Origin of the sequence: Anaerorhabdus sp., assembly GCF_036641015.1 — a bacterium.
Taxonomy (GTDB): Bacteria; Bacillota_I; Bacilli_A; order Erysipelotrichales; family Erysipelotrichaceae; genus Anaerorhabdus.
Genome location: NZ_JAVWFO010000034.1, coordinates 1 through 18,773, shown reverse-complemented (window position 1 = coordinate 18,773; position 18,773 = coordinate 1). Strand labels below are relative to the sequence as shown.

The window sequence follows — 18,773 nt, the reverse complement described above, 5'->3', positions numbered from 1 at the left end:
TTTTCATATACCAAATCTGCTTTTTTTTGGTACTGAGTTATCTCATAATAAATTAGATCATATCTATCAATATATAAATCATCCAAGTACTTTAATGAACTAAAAAAATAATTTGGATTGTCCTTTGAAGCTATTGACAAATTAACATAATTATCACTGTAAATGTTACTACCATCATAGTTTATTATTATAAATTCTTTATGAAATTGTTGTTCGAATAAATCAAGTATCTGGTCACTTTGTTCAGCAGATAATAAATTCTTTGTTGTTTCTTTAGTTTTGTCAACCGTTACTAATTTTCTTTCGGTTTTTTGACCTTTTTCACTGATATTAAGTTGTTGATTTATATCTTCATTCCCAAATGAACATCCTAGTAATAATAATGAAAAAAATAGAAATATACATTTACTAAATATTCTCATATTTAAATTCTCCCTATAAATGAATCTTTATACTTCATTTTTGTTCTCTCACTAATCTTTATTATCAAAAATTGTTGTTGTGCCTGATCCTAAAATTAGTGCAAATATAGCTAAAACAATAATTTTTCGCTTCATAATTTCCTCTATAATTTATATTATGTAGTTTAATTCGATTATCGAAAACCATTGTCAATTTGATCTTGTATTAACTTGATATATTTTTCGCTTGTTATATTTTCATCAAACGTATAATTATTGTCCATATATTTATTTATCTCTATATAGAACTTATTTCTCACATTTTTATCGAACAATACCCAAGCCTCGCAAAGTCTTTCTCCTGTCTCTTTATCAAACATACTATTACATTCAGATTTTTGTTGTGAGTACGTAGAATGTATATTACCTAAGACTATTTCTTGCCTCGATGCTGCATGCAAAGCTACTATACCCTCATCTACTCTAGAACAATCTGTTGATTTATCAAATCCTGTACCCAAATAATACTTACATGTTCCTTCTTGTAACCATTGATTATCTCCCCAATAAAAAACAGTTGGTACAACTGTCTCATCAAGATAAGCACTTATCGTAATTAGCTCTTTCTTATTGAAGTTATAGTAATATTTAAACTCGGTATCCCAGTCCTCAGGTATCATTGTGATTTCAAATACATTGTCTTCAACTTCCTTAATTGAATCCATACTTCTTGAAGAAAAATATTGAATCAGATCAACTTTAATATCGTAGTTAATTTCAAATTGTTGATTCGTATCTTTTAAAGGAGTTGGTACTTGAGTTTCGTTAACATCGTTATTATCTCTTTCGTTTTGAATGCATCCTGTTAATATAAACAGCAAGCAAATAATGGGCAATAAATATATTTTTCTCATATCGAACATCCTTTCTTCGTTTTTCTATTCTAACCATAGACTACTAATTATTATGATATGGGTCAATAGTAATTTTCAAATTCCTTAAAACATGAATTTTCTTTACTCTCATTTTTTCTCATTACTATTGTGCAATTTTATGTTGACATTAATACTAACAAAATTTTTTCATCTAGAAGATTATGTTTGTCCTAAAACATAAAAAAACCTATATTTTTCAATATAGGCACACTGTAATAAATGGCGGTCTGAACGGGAATCGAACCCGCGATCTCCTCCGTGACAGGGAGGCATGTTAACCGCTACACCACCAGACCAATATTATGGCGAAGAAGGAGGGATTTGAACCCTCGCGCCAGTTTCCCGACCTATACCCTTAGCAGGGGCACCTCTTCAGCCTCTTGAGTACTTCTTCATGTAATACTTAACAGTGCTATATCATAGTACCATAAAGCATTTTTGATGGCAAGTACTTTTTTTCTAAATTTGAATTTTTTTTATTAATTTTTTAAATTACATTATTGCTGCTTCTAATGCAATTTTCATCATGTTTGTAAATGAGTTTTGACGTTCTTCAGCAGTAGTTACTTCACTTGATACAAAACTATCTGAAATAGTGATTAAGCATGCAGCATTTTTACCTAAAACATTGGCATTATGGAATAATGCAAAACTTTCCATTTCAACTGCTTTACATTTCTTTTCATTAATTAATACATCTACATAACCAAGTCCACCCTCACGATAGAATACATCTGATGAATGAATGCAAGATTCAGTTAAAGGTATGCCTACCATAGTAGAAGCCAGTTTAATTTTATCATTTAATTCTTTTGATGGATATGTTTTGTCTTCTTTATATCCACTTTGCACAAAAGCATAGCTAGATTCGCTATAAGCACTATCCGCAAGTACAACATCAAATACTTTTAAATCTGCTGTGTAAGCCCCTGCAGAGCCTATACGAATGATATTTTCTACACCGTATTGAGTATATAGTTCATAAGAATAAATACCAATACTTGGCATTCCCATACCAGAACCCATTACAGAGATTTCTTTTCCTTTATAAGTTCCTGTATACCCAAACATATTACGTACTGCATTGAATTGTTTAGGATTTTCTAAAAATGTTTCCGCAATAAATTTTGCACGAAGTGGATCTCCTGGCATTAATACTGTTTTTGCGATTTGCCCCTTTTCAGCGGCGTTATGTGGTGTTGACATATATTACCCTCCATTTGTCTATATTATATATGAGATTCTATCGTTTTACACCTTTAGAACCTTTACTACCTTGTTCAGAATAATTTGCTAATAAATTTGTATCATATGAGAAAGTCATTTTTTCTTTACGTCTATGACGATCTAATGCAACTTTAATCAACTCATCCATTAACTTTGTAAAGTCAATTCCTAATGGACTCCATAGATAGAATGCCAATGATCCTGGAATAGTATTAATTTCGTTTACAACTATCTCATGAGTTTTACCATCCATCATAAAATCAATTCGGCAAACTCCACTTGATCCTAAAACTTTAAATACTTCAAGCGCTAAATCCTTAATTTTCTTAGTTTCATCCTCAGCAACAGGAGCTGGTACTAAACGTGATGTACTAGCCATCCCCTTAGAACCTGATCCTTTAGTACTTTTAGAACCACCTTGATACTTATCTTTATAAGATAATATTTCATCATTCTTTGTTACTTCTTCTAATTCTCCAACTTGTGATGAAAAACAAGAGCCCATAACCGATGCATTAATCTCACGTAGATTTTGTACCATCTTTTCTACAACTACCTTAAAATCAAAACTCCCTGCTTCATCAACACCAGCAATGAACTCTTCCTCATTATGAGCTATTACAATTCCTACTGATGATCCAAGACATGCTGGTTTTAATACCAATGGATATCCTAATTCACTAGCCTTTTTAATATATTCATCTTTATTAGTTTCAAATTCATGAGCATATAACCAAAACCAAGGTGTCATTGGTATATTTGAATTTTCTAAAATATGTTTCATCATTACTTTGTCTTGACCAACTGCTGCTGCAACAACATCACATCCTGCATATGGTATTTTAAGCATTTCTAAATATCCTTGTAATGTTCCATCCTCACCATTAGTTCCATGAACTACCGGTACTGCAACGTCCACCGTATTTATAGGCTTTGTAAACAAACCTTTTTTTACTGGTTCAATATATACTTTTTGATCACGCTTAACTAACACTACTTGAGGCACTTTATTTAATAAAGCACTCATATCCTTATATTGAGATAAATCTCTTAACTCTTCTCCACAATAAAAATCACGACTCTTTGAAATATAAATAGGAATTATTTCATACTTCTCAGGATCTAACGCTTCCATTGCTTGTTTTGCAGAAATTATACTGACTTCATGTTCTACAGACTCACCGCCAAAAAATACTGCTACTTTGATTTTCATCCGAATCACTCCAATTCAATTACGTATACCATTATACAAAATTATTCAATATAATAACAGTAAATCTAAAGAAGAATTCTTGTTAATTGAATTTTAAGTGGTCATCGTGTAAACTTTAATCAAGGAGAACCTACTTATGAATATCAATAAAGATGATTTTAAAAAGCTTAAGCCATATATTCTTATTGTAACTTACGCAATATTGCTCGTATTCGCAATTATTTATATACCTAATTTTTTAACTTTTTTAGCTAAGATATTGCGACTTTTCATGCCTTTATTTTATGCCATTGGAATTGCCTTTGTACTCAACATACCAATGCACATCTTTGAAAAGTATCTCAAAAAATGGATACCTGAAAAAAATTGGTTTTATTCTAAGATACGTGGTATATCATTAACACTTACACTTATCTTTGCTGCAGCAGTACTTTATATTATTGTTAGTATCATTACTCCACAAATCATTTCAAGTTTACAATTACTGCTACAAAATGGAACTAAGTACATTGCTTCAATCTTAAATAACTTAAACAAAGTATTAGAATTCTTTAAACTTGAACAAATAAATGTTTCACTAGACGCTAATTCAATTAATCAATTTATTAATGGTATAGGTTGGAATTGGGAAAGTATTGTAAAAAATATGAGTAACTGGGCAATTGGTACAGGCTCTAGTATTATCGCTAATGCACTGGCATTTACTACAGAATTAGCTAATTGGTTTACAGGTTTCATGTTAAGTTTATACTTGTTATCAAGTAAAGAAAAATTTATTCGCCAATTTAGAAAAATACTTGTATCAATATTCGGATATAAATGGTCAATTAGAATCTTTGAAGTTGGTGCCAAATCAAATAGAATCTTTAACAGTTTTATTTCAGGTCAACTTGTAGAAGCATGTATATTAGGTACCATTTACTTCGTTGTATTAAACCTATTAAATTTCCCATTTGCTATGTTAATAAGTTGCGTCATTGCACTTACTAGCATTGTCCCTATGTTTGGCGCAATGTTTGGTATGGCATTTGGATGCTTACTAATACTAGCTGTAAGACCATTAATTGACATCATTTGGTTTATCATTGTTTTCCAAGCAGTACAAACATTTGAAGGTAATGTCATTTATCCTAGAGTTGTTGGTAACTCAGTTGGATTACCAGGTATTTGGGTATTATTATCAATTATCGTTCTTGGGTCTATTTGGGGATTGTTTGGTATGTTAATTGCTGTACCATTTACCGCAGTTACTTATAACTTAACAGGTGAATTAGTTAACTATCGATTATCCAAGCAAAAATTACTTGTTACATCTGATGGTGTATTTGAAAAAGAAACAAAAAAAGAAGAATAAAAAATGGGGTATATCGCAAATGATATACTCCATTTTTATAGACTGCTAATTGTTAAATGCATCAGGTAAATCATTCTCAAGCAAAATAGTATCTGCAGGAGTTGCTAGTGTATAAACCAGTTGGAATGCTTCCTTAACAGTTTTACATACATGCACATGTTCCATATCAAAACCACTTTCTTTTAAACCTTCGACAATCGGTTTAGTTTGTTGAACACCTACAAGTAAGACTTCATCAACTTTATCTTTCATCTTGCGTCCAAACTCTTTATTTAAGTCATCTTGTTGCATACCCAAGTCAATCATACCTGGAGTTATAACAAAACGTTTATTTGGCATCATTTTCATTACTTCAAGAGACATAGCAGATCCAACAGGATTTGAATTAAAAGCATTATCCACAAATGTATACCCATTTATTTTCTTTAACTCTAAACGATGTTCAACATACTTCACTTTTTTAACAGCTTGTTGTAAATCTTTCCACTCAATTCCTAGTTCTCTTGCTATCGCAATTGCAGCGCATATATTAGCAATATTATGTTCACCTAATAGTTTAGTTTCAAATAGATATGATCCATCTTGAGTAATTACCTCAAAACTACTTCCTTTTGGCGAATACTCAATATTTGTTGCATAGTAATCTACATCTTTATCCTGTAATGCATATTTAATTAGTCGACAGTTATTTTTAACTGAATAATTACGAATGTACTCATTATCCATATTAATAATTCCGCACCCATCACTTGGTAAACTTTCGATTAGTTTCATTTTTTCTTTAATAATATTATCTAATGAACCAAATGTATTCAAATGTTGAGGACCAATCGATGTTACTAAGCCTATCTTGGGATGTACAAAATCACATAACTCTTGGATATCTCCAACATGATCTGCTCCCATTTCACATATAAACACTTCATGAATCGGTTTTAACATTTCCCTAATTGTGCGAGTAATACCCATCGGTGTATTGTAAGAAGCTGGCGTCATTAAAGAATAGAATTTCTCCGAAAGTATTTCTTGAAGAATTGTTTTGCTTGAAGTTTTACCATAACTACCAGTAATACCTATTTTAATCAAAGAAGAATGACTATCAAGCATTCTTTTTGCTTCATTTAGGAATTTCTTTTTTACACCTTCTTCAATAGGCTTAGTGATTAAATCCATCACGAATACCATTAACCAAACACCAAAGAAAGAATAAATTAACGCAAAGATATCCCAATATTTAGTAAAGTTGAACAAACAAACATAAACAACAATATTTAGTAAAGTTAACACGATTAATTGGCGTTTCACGCGATCCGTGAAAACAAGTGGTTTGATATATTCTTTTTTTATTTCATTTAAAATCATAAATCCGCCAATAGCTGTTACTAAAACAACTGTAATAATTTGATGAACTACACTATCAACAAAGAATGACATTAAAAATAAGATAATAACAAATCCTAAAATTGGCATTGATTTCCCAGAAAATGATTTTATATTTCCTTTTAACCAAGCTCCATAACGTCCTGCTTCATATCTATTTTGTTGAAACATATGCAATGCATGTTTAACTGGAACCCATGAAAAAATCAAATAAACAACTAACATTAAACATAATGTAAGATAACTATTTCTTAACATTTATTAATTACCCCTTATCCTTCTCAAAAAATGAATCTAATACTAAACAAAAACGTCTACTTTGATGAAAATATGCATAGTGATCATCACCCTCAAATATAGCTAAGCCAGCATTTTTCATCTTTTCTTCCATTATTTTCCCCATCCATAATGGTGCAGCATCATCCTTATCACCCCATACAAGAAGTACAGGACAGTCAAACTTATCTAAGTAAGGAGTAAGATCTTCATTTACTATCTTTACAAATGTCTGTCTCATTACCCCACTTGTATTTTTATAGTCACTAGAACCAAATTTGCTTTGTAGAGCCTTTTCTAAATCTTTTGAGCCTGTTAATTGCACTACTTTCTTTCCTAGTTTATAGGTATTTGTACGTACATAGTAACCCAACCCTCTTTTAGGTCTTATTCCTGCAGCACCTGTAAGTACCATCTTTCTTACAGGATATAAAGATGCAAAACGAATCGCAACTCTACAACCAAATGAATGACCTATTAAAATAGGATTTACAATATTATTTTTTAGACAAAACTCATGTAAAAACTCAGTATATTCAAGAACTCCCCAAGGAACTGGTGGTTCTGATGATTCTCCAAACCCTGGAAAATCTATATTAAATACTCTAAAATTACTAGACAAGTGGTCTTGAATAAATTGCATCATTTGAGTATTTTGTCCCCACCCATGTAATAATACAACATCAATTCCCTTACCTTGTTCAGTGTAATTACAAGAAGCACCCATTACATCTATTACAGCCATACCATTTCCTCATTTCCATACTATTGTACTAGAAAACCCACTATTTTTAAAGAATAACTAAAATATGCATAATAAGTATAATAAGATTTGTAAATAAAATAAATAAGCGTATACTATATTTATAGAAAGGTGGTAGCTTATGTTCGAATGGATACCTGGTAATGCATATTCTTCAATTGTAACTTTATACCCCAATAACTTTACACTGAACAATACCGCAGCCTCTTATTTTGCTGATGTTCGATGGTGTTGCATAGGTTTAGATAAAAAATCACTTAAGATTGCCATTAAACCTATCACAAAACGTGAAATTGATTTAAATCTAGTTCCATTAGATCAGTTGCATAAAGTCTCTGTAGGCAAAGGATATGCTAGAATAAGTAATAAGCCTATTTTAGATGAAATATCGATCTTAATCCAAAAAGACTGTAATGGTATTAAACTCAATGCGACTTTTGACGAAAAAGAGCGTATGCTTATTATTGACTTGAAAGAGTCAAGCTAGGAGATTAGAATATGGAATTTTGGTTATGGATAATTATTTTAATAGGATCTGTAGTCCTTGAAATAATTACAGTATCCCAACTAATAACGATTTGGTTTGCTGCAGGTGCCATTGGAGGATTAATTGCCTTGCAACTAGGCATTCCAATTTTTGGACAAATGATTGTCTTCTTTGTTGTATCATTTCTATTTATCGCGACATGTCGTCCTCTTGCTAAAAAATACCTTAGAGGAAACATTGTCCCTACTAATGCAGACCGTGTTATAGGTGAACAAGCAAAGATAATTGAACCAATTACTGAATCACAATGGGGATTAGTTAAAATAAAAGGTACTGAATGGCATGCTGTTTCAATTGACAATAAGCCAATAAATACCGATCAAACAATTGAAGTCGTAGCAATTGAAGGATCCAAATTAATCGTTAAAAAGATTTAATTGAATTATCAAATATGGAGGGAAAATATGAATATTTTCGAAATTATTGCTTTCTTAATCGTATTCTTTATAGTAGCAGGAATACTTGCTTATTGTATCCGCATCGTACCACAAGCTCATGCTTTTGTTGTTGAACGTTTAGGTGCTTACCACAAAACATGGCACACTGGTGTTCACATCTTAATACCTTTCTTTGACCGTATCTCTAATAAAGTTACATTAAAAGAAATCGTTAAAGATTTTGAACCTCAACCTGTAATTACCAAAGACAACGTTACAATGCAAATTGATACAGTGGTTTATTTCCAAATTACTGATCCAAAACTTTATACTTATGGAGTTGAACGTCCATTGAGTGCAATTGAAAATCTTACCGCAACAACACTACGTAATATCATTGGTGATCTTGAATTAGATGAAACACTAACATCTCGTGATATTATCAACACTAAGATGCGTGCTATCCTTGATGAAGCTACCGATCCATGGGGTGTTAAAGTTGCCCGTGTTGAAGTTAAAAATATTATTCCACCACGTGATATCCAAGATTCAATGGAAAAACAAATGCGTGCTGAACGTGAACGTCGTGAATCTATACTAAGAGCTGAAGGTGAAAAGAGAGCTGCTATTTTAACTGCTGAGGGTGAAAAAGAGTCCATGATCCTTAGAGCCAACGCAAAGAAAGAATCTATGATTGCTGAAGCTGAGGGTCAAGCTCAAGCGATGGAAAGAGTATTCTTAGCTCAAGCTAAAGGTGTTGAGATGATTAATCAAGCAGATCCAAATACCGCATTCTTAACACTTAAAGGTTATGAAGCTTTACAATCACTTGCAAATGGACAATCCACTAAAATTATTGTTCCATCAAACTTGCAAGATATAGCAGGAACACTAACTAGTATTAGTGAAGTATTAAAAGATTCAAAAAAATAAAAAAACGAAGCAGTTGAGGTTTAATCCCCAACTGCTTTTTTAGTCTTCATTTGTTTCAGTTTTTTTATCTTCTTTTATTTCCCTGATGATTTTTTTCTTTTCTCTTTTTGATTGTGGCCGTGATATTCTAAAACATACTCCATCTGTTAAGTTTTCAGCTTCAACCAAATAATTATATGTCGAACAAACACGATACACTATTGATAAACCAAGTCCAAATTTACCATCAGTTCCTTTTTCATAAGGTCTAAACAATTTTTCTAAACGATCTTTTGACATTTGTGCACCATCATTGGAAATCATGAATTCATTCTCACTTAATGTTAATCGTATTTCCGTGTTTGCATAACGTAATGCATTATCAAATAGATTTTCAACAACAATACGCCACGGTTCTTCTTCACCATGAAATGTTGCTTCATGTAGATCTGCATCAATTTTAATTTCTGGTCGTATTACCTTTAATGACATAATTACTTTTTCAATAATATTCTTCATATCAACTGAACTAGATTCATCATTATCTAATAAGTAACCCATCTTATTATACATAATTAAACTATAGACTTTCTTTTCCAATCGATTCGCATGTTCAATTATTACATCTACACTCTTCTCTAATGTTTCATAAGGATAAATACCATCTTTTATACTTTCACCATACGATTTAATGGTAGCAATTGGTGTTTTTAAATCATGCGATATGTTTTGAATCATTTCTTCACGTATCTTTTTTTGATTATCCAATTCAGCTTCCATCATTGTCAAAGCATCTGCAACCTCACCAATTTCATCACGCCTATCTATCTTCAATTCTGCTTTTTCATTTCGTCTTATTCGTTCCATATAAATACGAATTTGATTCAATGGATAAATAAGTGATGCTACCCAAACCATTAATATAACAAACAGTATTCCTACAACCAACACATTCAAATTAATTACACTGTTCACTAATGCTGTTCTAAATTCTGAACGATATGCATCAGTTACTAGTGATATTAAATAATTATCCTCATTAAGTTTTAAAATAGAATACATTGTCTTCTTATTATTGTACTCAAAAATAAAATCTTTATATCCTTCTTTTACAAATGGAATATTAGCCGATATATCTGATATTACTTCACTTGTTACATTTTGTTGTCCAAGTATCTGAAATCTACTTTTGTTTGAGTTGTAATAAATATGAATTATATTACTATCATCGGTTTCAACAATTGTTTCAAGCGGAATATTATTTTCAGCATAGTATACTACACTTTCTTGCGATCTATGAAGCATTTTATACATTTCATTTTGTACGAATGTATCAACCGAATCAGCTAGAAAAACAAAGAAGAACAAGCCAAAAACCGCTATTACAAAAAAGATAATTGTTAATAGCTGTTGTGATAATGATAATTCTTTAATCCATATTCTTAATCTCTTCATTAACCTAAACGATATCCAAATCCATAAATAGTATGTATGCTAAGGTTTGGCATCTTCTTTCTTAAACGACGTAACGTGTCATCAACAACACGATCTGATCCAAAGTAATTAATATCCCAAACTTTTTCAAGTATTTGTTCACGTAAAAATGCAGTCCCTTTATTCTTCACAAACAACATTAATAAATCAAATTCTTTTGTTGTTAGTTCTAATTCTTTACCATTCTCATATACTGAACGTTGCGATTCATCAATTTCATATCCATCAATTTGAATACGTGAATTATCATTTTTGTACGTTCTTTTTATTAAGTTGTTTACTCTTAACACTAGTTCTTTTGGAGAAAAAGGTTTTGTAATATAGTCATCACTACCCTTCTCTAACCCAATAATACGATCAAATTCTTTATCACGTGCAGACATAAATATTACTGGCACATCTGCGGCATGTAATCTAATTTCTTCAATTAAATCAAAGCCACTTTTATCATCCAACATAATATCTAAAATCCAGCAATGAACATCATCATCACTAGTATGTTCAAAAGCATCATCAAATGTTAAATAAGCACGAACTTCATATCCTTCTTTTTCAAGATATCGTTTTACTAATTCATTTAAATCTTTTTCATCTTCTACAATACTTATAACTTTACGAGTTGTCATAAACACACCTCTCATTCTTTCTTCTATTATACATAAGAAAAACTCATGTTTCCATGAGTTCTATTGAAATTTCTTTTCGATGACTTGAACTACTTGATAAACACATTCACGACAGATCTCATCATTTTCAGCTTCAACCATGACACGAACAAGTGGTTCTGTTCCAGAAGGACGAACCAAGATACGACCATTACCCGCTAGTCTAGCAGTAACAGCATCAACTTCTTTTTGAATATCTTCATCATGAAGAGCTGCTTCTTTATCACTTACTGGTACATTAACCAACAATTGTGGATATATTTTTAATCCTTCACAAAGAGTAACAATGTCTTTCTTTGTGTCCACAATAATTTCCAATATGTTAAGGGCCGTTTGTAATCCATCACCGGTAGTTAAATGTTTCTTAAAGATAATATGTCCAGATTGCTCACCACCAATGACGAAATCATTCTTAACCATATCTTCGTATACATACTTATCACCAACTGCAGTAATTGATGTTTCTATTCCTGCAACTTCTAACGCTTTAAATAAGCCAAGGTTAGCCATAACTGTAGTTACTGCCGTGTTCTTATTTAGTTCACCCTTTGCCTTTAAATACTTCGCACATACATAAATCACATGGTCACCTGTAATTAATTCACCTTGATGATCCACTGCAATCAAACGATCCGCATCACCATCAAATGCTAGTCCTAAATCAAAGTTACCATTTTTTACTTTTTCTTGTAATTCTTCAGGATGTGTTGAACCACATTTTGTATTGATGTTCACTCCTGTAGGATCATTGTGAATAACTGATACTGTAGCTCCTAAACGTGTTAATAACTGAACAGCTGTCGTTGATGCACTACCATTAGCACAATCAACTGCCAACTTAATTCCTTTTAGATTAAGTGGATAAGTTTGTTCTAACCAGTCTAAATAAAGTTCTAAGCCATTGTGGTAATCCACGACATGACCAATCTTATCATCGCAAGCATAAGTAATTTCTTCTTTGCCATCAATGTAATCTTCAATTAAACCTTCAATACCACTGTCTAATTTAACCCCATCATGATTAAACACTTTAATCCCATTATCATAATATGGATTATGACTCGCAGAAATCATAACTCCGCAATCAAAATCTTTATGCATAACAAGATATGCAACTGCAGGAGTTGGGCAATATCCAAGTAAATAAACATCTGCACCATTCGCTGTAGCTCCTGCCGCTAACGCCATTTCAAACATACTACTTGATAAACGAGTATCTTTACCGATTAAGATTTTTCCTAATCCTTTTTGTTTATAGTAATAAGCTAAATAGCGTCCAACTTTAAACGCTCTTTCAGCATCTAAATTTACATTTGCTTTTCCACGAATTCCATCTGTTCCAAAATATCTACCCATTAGTTCGTTCCTACACTTTCATCTGTTGTATTATCATCTGCTTCGCCTAATACCGTGACTGATAACGTCGGTTGCGCTACAGAATATTTAACAAGTGATCCAACTGGTTGCTCAACTGATAATTTAAATTCTTGATTACCAGGAGTAGCTCCAGACATATCAAAGTAAACCATAATATCATCAGCATTAACCTTATCAATGTTTTCTTGTGTTCCAAAAATTTCTACATCAACATAAGCTTGATCATTTAATACGGTAAATTTGTATTTAGTATTCTTATGGTAAATAGGTACATTAGGTATTACCTTTGTAACTCCCTCACCAAGTTTAACATCCATTGTTATTTGGTTTACACTAGATGATTTAACTCCTGTAGGTAATGTAATTGGACGCAATACATTAGAATCTTTAGTCAATGTTGATGCATCTAATGATACTCCAACTTCATTAATCTTAGATAACACTGATTCAGATGCATAGATTGTTACTGATTCATGATCCATTGTAATACTTTGAATTGCTTTTCCATTTGGTACATCACCAACAGTTTCTACAACAATTGGAACTGTTTTATTAGGTGATGTTACAGGTACTTTTACTTTTACTGTGTTTGGCACAATATCAGCATTTACTGGAATACCTTTTTTATCATATGCAACAAGTGTTGCTTCTTGTTCAAAATTACTATCAACGTTTGTAACATCAATTAACGCTTTAATAAACGCAATACTATCTAATGTTTCTTTAGACGCACGTACATTAACTTTAGAGTATTCAAACTCTGGTGTTCCCAAACTATAAATACTATTCATTTTATCTTGATTTATAAAGTCATATCCTATATCGAATTGACCTGTACTCTTTTTCTTTAATGTCACAACAACATCAGTTGGATCAACTTTAACCGTAATATTGTCTCCATACCCCTCTGTTGTAAGCTTAACTACATGTTGTCCTTCTGTTAAACCTTCAAGATTTGCGACAATTGTTCCTTTTTGATTTACGGCAGCATTAACATTTGAACCCTCACCAACAAGTGTAATATTTGCTGATGTTGGTAATCCAGATATTTCAAATGTATCTGAGTTATAACGAGCTGTAATCGGTACATCCATAACTTCTTTTGCATTTACTAATGGATTACCAAATATTGAATTTTGTGAATTAAAGTTAACTGTAACATAAAGTAAGATAGCTAAACCCAACGATACAATTACACTAAATCTTTGATTAAATAATACGTTATCAATCCAAGAACTAAAACTTCTAATAATTCTAAATAATGAATCTTCAAAATGAGCATAAGTATTAACTACTTTTTTACTTTGTTTAGCAATTTTATTTGCTAATTCTAGTTTGCTATCAGGATTATTATCCTTGATCTTTTTATTCTTCATATTTGTCATTATTTGTCACCTCCAGCCTTTTCATTTGCCGGTTTGATATCTAAAACCTCAGTGACTTTTTTTCTATCAATACCTAATGAATCTAACATTGCAAATTGGTCTTCAAGATTATCATCACGAATTAAATCTTCAATGTTTTTGATTGGTGTTATTGTTTCATGTTCCACTAACGATGCTTTTTTAAGTTCACCCGTTAGTTCGATATTAGCAGTTTCACTCTTATCATTAAAATCAACTTTAAATGTAGCTTTGTGCTCTGATTTTTTAATAGGTTCAATTGGTTTTTTAATATCTTCCAAATTTTTATCATGTATTGGATGAATCATTTCAACACTTCTCTCAGCTTGATTCTCTTCATCTTTTGGTAAAATCCAAGTTTTTCCTGATTTAATAGCTTCCAAACGTGCTTTTCTAATTTCATCACCCGTCATCTCACTAGTGAAACCACTAGTTTTTCTATTTAATCTTGGTGCTTGTTCCTCACCCATTGCACGTATATTGTTTAGTGAGTTAGTATTTGCCTCAGTTTCTTTTCTAGATACTGGCGTAACCTCACTGAACTTAACTGGCTCTTTTTTACTTTGCTTTATTTCTTCAAATATTGGCTCTTGAACTATTTCTTTTTCAACTACTGGTTTCATGAATTCTTCTTGTGTAGCTGAATCATTACCATGTGTTGGATATGAAGGTAGTGGGCGTTCTTTCTTCTTAGGAAGTTTGATGCTTGCTTCTTCTTTATCTAAAGCTTCATATTTTTCTGCATCAATAGCTTCTTTAGTAGGTTTAGCTTCTGTTTTCTTTGTCTTAAATAAACCAAAGCGTTTCTTTTCTTTGACAACTGGCGTTTTTTCAATTACAGGTGCATGAATTTCTACTTCTTCGGTTTCTTCTTCATTGTTATCATGTCGTTTAATAGCTAATTTACTAAGAATTGCTGTATCAAACTTTGTATCACGTTTAGGCTCTTCAGCAGGTTTTTCTTCAACCTTTTCTTCAACGATATACTCTTGCGCAGGTATCACTTGAATCGGTTCTGGAATATCTTGAGGAGCTTCTTTCTCTATAATTAATTGACGTTGAGCATTAGTTGATTTAACATTTCTAACTTCTGTTTCTTCGCCACAAATAACACGAATTAAATACTCTCTTAATTGCTTACGATTAACTGTTAATATTTTTCCACCTTCAGTAATTGAAACAGCTCCTGTTTCCTCAGAAACAACTATAGTAACTGCATCAGTAATTTCACTAATACCAATTGCTGCACGATGTCTTGCACCATAACGAGATGGTAAGTCCAAATTAGTTGGTGGGAAATATGCACTTGCACATGCAATGCGATCTCCTTGAATAATTACAGCCCCATCATGTAATGGAGTAGAGGTAACAAATATAGATGTAATTAACTCAGCTGTTACTACTGAATTAATTGGTGTACCAGTCTTAATGAAGTCACTCAAAGAGTGTCCTTGTTCTAAACTAATAAGGGCACCTGTTTGATCACGTGACAAAAGCATTGTTGCTGTTACAAGTTCATCAACAAGTTTTTCCTTTTCATTACCAGATAAAGTAGAGATACGTGAGAATACATTGCTCTTTCCTAGTTTCTCTAATACCGATCTTATCTCCGGCTGGAACACAACAATAATTGCCAAGAATCCCCAGTTTAGGAATTGATCAGACAACCAAATAACAGTATCCAAACCTAAGAATTTTGCCACACCATTTACTACTAATATAAGGGCAATTCCTTTAAATATTTGAATTGTTCTTGAATTTGTTCTTACAATCTTTATTGCATAATATAACAACATCCACACAATGAATATATCAAACACCATGCGAAAAATCGTTCGCAGACTATCAAATGTTAAGCCAAGGTTAAAATTTATCACTTTTCCGCCTCCCTCGCTCATGATATTATACCATACCTAACTTAGCCTTGAAAACTTAAAAAATGACCCTTATTCCTATTATTTTTGAATATGATATAATAGTTTAGTTAGAAAAAGAGGTATTTATGAACCAAAACATTACAAAATTAGAGATAGATGGCAAAGAAATATACCTTATAGGTACTGCTCATGTATCCCAAACAAGTCGCCAAGATGTTAAAGAATGTATCGATGAGGTACAACCAGATAGTATTTGTATTGAACTTGATGATGAGCGTTATGAAGCCATCAATAACCCTAAACGTTGGGAAGATACTGATATTATTAAAGTAATAAAAGAAAAAAGAACAGGCTATATGCTGGCAAACCTTATTCTTTCATCATATCAAAGAAGAGTAGCTAAAAAGTTGGATGTTCAAGCCGGTCAAGAAATGATCCAAGGAATCGAAAGTGCTAAAGAATTAAACGCTAATTTAGTACTTGTTGACCGAAATATTCAAACGACTTTTAAAAGAATTTATAGAAAACATAGCTTTTTCCAAAAAATCAAACTACTTACAACATTAATTATGTCAATCTTTGATGATGAAGAGATAAGTAGTGATGATATTGAAAGTCTAAAACAATCTGAAGCATTAGAAGTTGCTTTAAAAGAAGTAAGCAAAGAATTTCCAGTAGTTGCGGAGGTTCTAATTCATGAACGAGATCAAGTTTTAGCACACAAAATAAAAAATGCTCCTGGTAAAAAAATAGTTGCTGTATTAGGTGCTGCACATATTCCTGGTATTAAGAAAGAAATAGTTAAAAACTATGATATAGAGGAGTTGGAAAGTATCCCAGAAAAAAAGCCCTCTTCTAAAATAATTGGTTGGATTATTCCTATTCTTATAATCGCTATGATTTTATCTATGTTTTCAATTAATTCTGAATTAGGTATAAACCAAATTAAAATATGGATACTATGGAACGGATCATTATCAGCAATTGGAGTATTACTTGCATGTGGTCACCCACTATCCATATTAACTGCCTTTGTTGCTGCTCCAATTACATCACTCAATCCTTTACTTGCAGCAGGATGGTTTGCCGGTTTAGTTGAAGCAATAGTGAAAAAGCCAAAAGTCAAAGATTTTGAAAATATCTTAGATGATGTAAATACTGTTAAAGGTTTCTACAAAAATCGTGTTACTCATATTTTACTTGTCGTTGTATTTGCTAACCTATTTAGTACAATAGGTACTATTATTAGCGGCTTTGACATTGTTAAAAACTTTCTACAATCATTTATGTAAAAAAATGCTCACTTAATAACGAGCATTTTTTTATTTATCATATTTTCTTAAATAATTCGAAAGTTCAGCTAAACCTTTTTCTAAAGTTTCTTTATGTGTACAATAGCCAAGTCGTGCATAACCTGGCATATCAAAGCGATTACCAGGCACTAATAACACTCCCTTTTCTTTCAATAAATCAATACACATATCTTCAATATCATTTGGATTTGGAATATTAATTTTAATAAAAGATGTTGATACATTATTGGGAATCTTTAGTGACACTAATGGTTCTTTTTTTAACCACTCTTTTACTATTTCTAAATTTTCTAGAACGATCTTTTCATTTCGTTTCAATATAGCTTCCTTATTTTTTAATACAAGAGTTGCTAGATAATCATCAAACACCCCTGCGCAAATCATCGTGTAATCTCTTATCTTACGATAAATATTTGATACCTCATCATTCGCAACCACCCAGCCTACTCTTACACCTGCTACTGAGTAGGTTTTAGACAAGCTATTGGTAGCAATTCCTTTATCATATAAATCTACAATTGATGGAATATTAATATCCTTAATAAATGGTTTATACACTTCATCACATAGCACATATGCACCTACTGAATTCGCAATTTCAACTAGTTCTTTTAAATATAATTCATCCATTAAACTTCCAGTTGGATTATTAGCGTTATTGATGCAAATCATTTTAGTATTTGGCTTAATTAATTTTCTTAAATCATCTAAGCTTGGTAACCATTCATTTTCTTCTTGAATATTCCATAAATCAACATTAGCTCCCAATGCTCTAGGTATATCAACTAATTGTTGGTAAGTTGGATACATAGATATCACATGATCATTTGGTTCAATCAAACCAAAAATTGCTAAAAAGTTAGCACCTGTTGCACCATTTGTTTGTAGCACTTGATTGGGTTTAATATTTTTATATAATTTGCAAACTTCATCTTTGAATTCAGGTGATCCTTCAATCCATCCATAATTCATTTTCTTCGCAAATAATTCATTCGTAAATTCTTCTTTAGTTATTTTTGATAAATCGATTATTTCTTCTAAGGTCATAGATGCAATTGAACTACCTGCTATATCATATACGGCATCATTTTCCCAGACATTAAGCCAGTCTTCAACTCCAAATTTCGCTATTTGCATGATATATCCTCCATTACTTATCATAATGATACCATTTACTTAATTTCTTACAATATAAAAGCGGATTATTCATCCGCTTTATTCTTTTTCCTATTATAGGCATCTACACAACCGCCTATACA

At 31.7% G+C, this 18,773-nt stretch carries 17 protein-coding genes and 2 tRNA genes; 5 read left to right on the top strand and 14 right to left on the bottom strand.

All coding sequences use genetic code 11. The features are described 5' to 3' along the window. The 6 genes from RR430_RS06255 to RR430_RS06230 form a co-directional block, all read right to left on the bottom strand. On the bottom strand, positions 1 to 422 hold a 422-nt coding region (locus RR430_RS06255), incomplete at its 3' end, for a hypothetical protein (RefSeq protein ID WP_332508786.1). Positions 423 to 595: 173 nt separating this feature from the next. Then, positions 596 to 1,315: a hypothetical protein gene (locus RR430_RS06250; RefSeq protein ID WP_332508785.1), complete on the bottom strand. Its 720-nt coding sequence runs from the start codon at positions 1,313 to 1,315 to the stop codon at positions 596 to 598. A gap of 241 nt (positions 1,316 to 1,556) precedes the next feature. Next, positions 1,557 to 1,632, bottom strand: a tRNA-Asp gene (locus tag RR430_RS06245). Positions 1,633 to 1,639: 7 nt separating this feature from the next. Next, positions 1,640 to 1,730 (bottom strand) — tRNA-Ser (locus tag RR430_RS06240). Positions 1,731 to 1,828: 98 nt separating this feature from the next. Continuing rightward, complete coding sequence (deoD, locus tag RR430_RS06235; RefSeq protein ID WP_332488057.1) at positions 1,829 to 2,542, bottom strand: purine-nucleoside phosphorylase; 714 nt, start codon at positions 2,540 to 2,542, stop codon at positions 1,829 to 1,831. Between the two features lie 37 nt (positions 2,543 to 2,579). Continuing rightward, complete coding sequence (locus tag RR430_RS06230) at positions 2,580 to 3,776, bottom strand: D-alanine--D-alanine ligase family protein (protein ID WP_332488056.1); 1,197 nt, start codon at positions 3,774 to 3,776, stop codon at positions 2,580 to 2,582. Positions 3,777 to 3,912: 136 nt separating this feature from the next. Here RR430_RS06230 and RR430_RS06225 point away from each other — a divergent pair, with 136 nt between their 5' ends. Then, positions 3,913 to 5,130, top strand: coding sequence for an AI-2E family transporter (locus RR430_RS06225; RefSeq protein WP_332488054.1), 1,218 nt, complete (start codon positions 3,913 to 3,915; stop codon positions 5,128 to 5,130). Between the two features lie 45 nt (positions 5,131 to 5,175). On the opposite strand, the gene RR430_RS06220 is transcribed toward RR430_RS06225, so the two are convergent. Both RR430_RS06220 and RR430_RS06215 read right to left on the bottom strand, forming a co-directional pair. Then, entirely contained in the window at positions 5,176 to 6,768 is a 1,593-nt protein-coding gene (locus RR430_RS06220) for a UDP-N-acetylmuramoyl-tripeptide--D-alanyl-D-alanine ligase (RefSeq protein WP_332488053.1), read from the bottom strand. 7 nt (positions 6,769 to 6,775) lie between these two features. Beyond that, positions 6,776 to 7,531, bottom strand: a complete 756-nt coding sequence (locus RR430_RS06215; protein WP_332488051.1) for an alpha/beta fold hydrolase — start codon at positions 7,529 to 7,531, stop codon at positions 6,776 to 6,778. A gap of 139 nt (positions 7,532 to 7,670) precedes the next feature. Here RR430_RS06215 and RR430_RS06210 point away from each other — a divergent pair, with 139 nt between their 5' ends. From RR430_RS06210 to RR430_RS06200, 3 genes are read left to right on the top strand one after another with little or no spacing between them, the layout of a single operon-like run. Beyond that, positions 7,671 to 8,036 carry a hypothetical protein gene (locus RR430_RS06210; protein ID WP_332488048.1) on the top strand — a complete coding sequence of 122 codons (366 nt, stop codon included), beginning with the start codon at positions 7,671 to 7,673 and terminating at the stop codon, positions 8,034 to 8,036. 11 nt (positions 8,037 to 8,047) lie between these two features. Beyond that, a complete protein-coding gene (locus RR430_RS06205) occupies positions 8,048 to 8,473 on the top strand; it encodes an NfeD family protein (RefSeq protein ID WP_332488046.1) in 426 nt (141 codons plus the stop codon). Positions 8,474 to 8,500: 27 nt separating this feature from the next. Beyond that, positions 8,501 to 9,406, top strand: a complete 906-nt coding sequence (locus RR430_RS06200; protein ID WP_332488044.1) for an SPFH domain-containing protein — start codon at positions 8,501 to 8,503, stop codon at positions 9,404 to 9,406. Positions 9,407 to 9,445: 39 nt separating this feature from the next. On the opposite strand, the gene RR430_RS06195 is transcribed toward RR430_RS06200, so the two are convergent. From RR430_RS06195 to cdaA, 5 genes are read right to left on the bottom strand one after another with little or no spacing between them, the layout of a single operon-like run. After that, a complete protein-coding gene (locus RR430_RS06195) occupies positions 9,446 to 10,840 on the bottom strand; it encodes a sensor histidine kinase (protein ID WP_332488042.1) in 1,395 nt (464 codons plus the stop codon). After that, positions 10,840 to 11,505, bottom strand: coding sequence for a response regulator transcription factor (locus RR430_RS06190; RefSeq protein WP_332488040.1), 666 nt, complete (start codon positions 11,503 to 11,505; stop codon positions 10,840 to 10,842). The genes RR430_RS06195 and RR430_RS06190 overlap by 1 nt, the downstream gene beginning before the upstream one ends. A 60-nt stretch (positions 11,506 to 11,565) precedes the next feature. Beyond that, positions 11,566 to 12,900, bottom strand: a complete 1,335-nt coding sequence (gene glmM / locus RR430_RS06185; protein ID WP_332482294.1) for a phosphoglucosamine mutase — start codon at positions 12,898 to 12,900, stop codon at positions 11,566 to 11,568. Continuing rightward, positions 12,900 to 14,306 carry a CdaR family protein gene (locus tag RR430_RS06180; protein WP_332508784.1) on the bottom strand — a complete coding sequence of 469 codons (1,407 nt, stop codon included), beginning with the start codon at positions 14,304 to 14,306 and terminating at the stop codon, positions 12,900 to 12,902. Before RR430_RS06180 ends, glmM begins: the two co-directional genes overlap by 1 nt. Beyond that, the gene (cdaA, locus tag RR430_RS06175; protein ID WP_332488035.1) at positions 14,306 to 16,201 is read right to left on the bottom strand and encodes a diadenylate cyclase CdaA; all 1,896 of its coding nucleotides are present in this window, start codon (positions 16,199 to 16,201) and stop codon (positions 14,306 to 14,308) included. The genes RR430_RS06180 and cdaA overlap by 1 nt, the downstream gene beginning before the upstream one ends. 125 nt (positions 16,202 to 16,326) lie before the next feature. Between cdaA and RR430_RS06170 the strand changes: the two genes are divergently transcribed. Further along, positions 16,327 to 17,493 carry a TraB/GumN family protein gene (locus RR430_RS06170; RefSeq protein WP_332488033.1) on the top strand — a complete coding sequence of 389 codons (1,167 nt, stop codon included), beginning with the start codon at positions 16,327 to 16,329 and terminating at the stop codon, positions 17,491 to 17,493. A gap of 30 nt (positions 17,494 to 17,523) precedes the next feature. On the opposite strand, the gene RR430_RS06165 is transcribed toward RR430_RS06170, so the two are convergent. Further along, positions 17,524 to 18,651 (bottom strand): aminotransferase, encoded by a 1,128-nt coding sequence (locus RR430_RS06165; RefSeq protein WP_332488032.1) that lies wholly within the window; start codon positions 18,649 to 18,651, stop codon positions 17,524 to 17,526. Positions 18,652 to 18,773 lie beyond the last annotated feature (122 nt).

What these genes read in the sequence shown, in the direction of transcription:
- RR430_RS06250 (WP_332508785.1), bottom strand. Translation starts at nt 1,315, where the DNA reads ATGAGAAAAATATATTTATTGCCCATTATTTGCTTGCTGTTTATATTA.
- deoD (WP_332488057.1), bottom strand. Translation starts at nt 2,542, where the DNA reads ATGTCAACACCACATAACGCCGCTGAAAAGGGGCAAATCGCAAAAACA.
- RR430_RS06230 (WP_332488056.1), bottom strand. Translation starts at nt 3,776, where the DNA reads ATGAAAATCAAAGTAGCAGTATTTTTTGGCGGTGAGTCTGTAGAACAT.
- RR430_RS06225 (WP_332488054.1), top strand. Translation starts at nt 3,913, where the DNA reads ATGAATATCAATAAAGATGATTTTAAAAAGCTTAAGCCATATATTCTT.
- RR430_RS06220 (WP_332488053.1), bottom strand. Translation starts at nt 6,768, where the DNA reads ATGTTAAGAAATAGTTATCTTACATTATGTTTAATGTTAGTTGTTTAT.
- RR430_RS06215 (WP_332488051.1), bottom strand. Translation starts at nt 7,531, where the DNA reads ATGGCTGTAATAGATGTAATGGGTGCTTCTTGTAATTACACTGAACAA.
- RR430_RS06210 (WP_332488048.1), top strand. Translation starts at nt 7,671, where the DNA reads ATGTTCGAATGGATACCTGGTAATGCATATTCTTCAATTGTAACTTTA.
- RR430_RS06205 (WP_332488046.1), top strand. Translation starts at nt 8,048, where the DNA reads ATGGAATTTTGGTTATGGATAATTATTTTAATAGGATCTGTAGTCCTT.
- RR430_RS06200 (WP_332488044.1), top strand. Translation starts at nt 8,501, where the DNA reads ATGAATATTTTCGAAATTATTGCTTTCTTAATCGTATTCTTTATAGTA.
- RR430_RS06195 (WP_332488042.1), bottom strand. Translation starts at nt 10,840, where the DNA reads ATGAAGAGATTAAGAATATGGATTAAAGAATTATCATTATCACAACAG.
- RR430_RS06190 (WP_332488040.1), bottom strand. Translation starts at nt 11,505, where the DNA reads ATGACAACTCGTAAAGTTATAAGTATTGTAGAAGATGAAAAAGATTTA.
- glmM (WP_332482294.1), bottom strand. Translation starts at nt 12,900, where the DNA reads ATGGGTAGATATTTTGGAACAGATGGAATTCGTGGAAAAGCAAATGTA.
- RR430_RS06180 (WP_332508784.1), bottom strand. Translation starts at nt 14,306, where the DNA reads ATGACAAATATGAAGAATAAAAAGATCAAGGATAATAATCCTGATAGC.
- RR430_RS06170 (WP_332488033.1), top strand. Translation starts at nt 16,327, where the DNA reads ATGAACCAAAACATTACAAAATTAGAGATAGATGGCAAAGAAATATAC.
- RR430_RS06165 (WP_332488032.1), bottom strand. Translation starts at nt 18,651, where the DNA reads ATGCAAATAGCGAAATTTGGAGTTGAAGACTGGCTTAATGTCTGGGAA.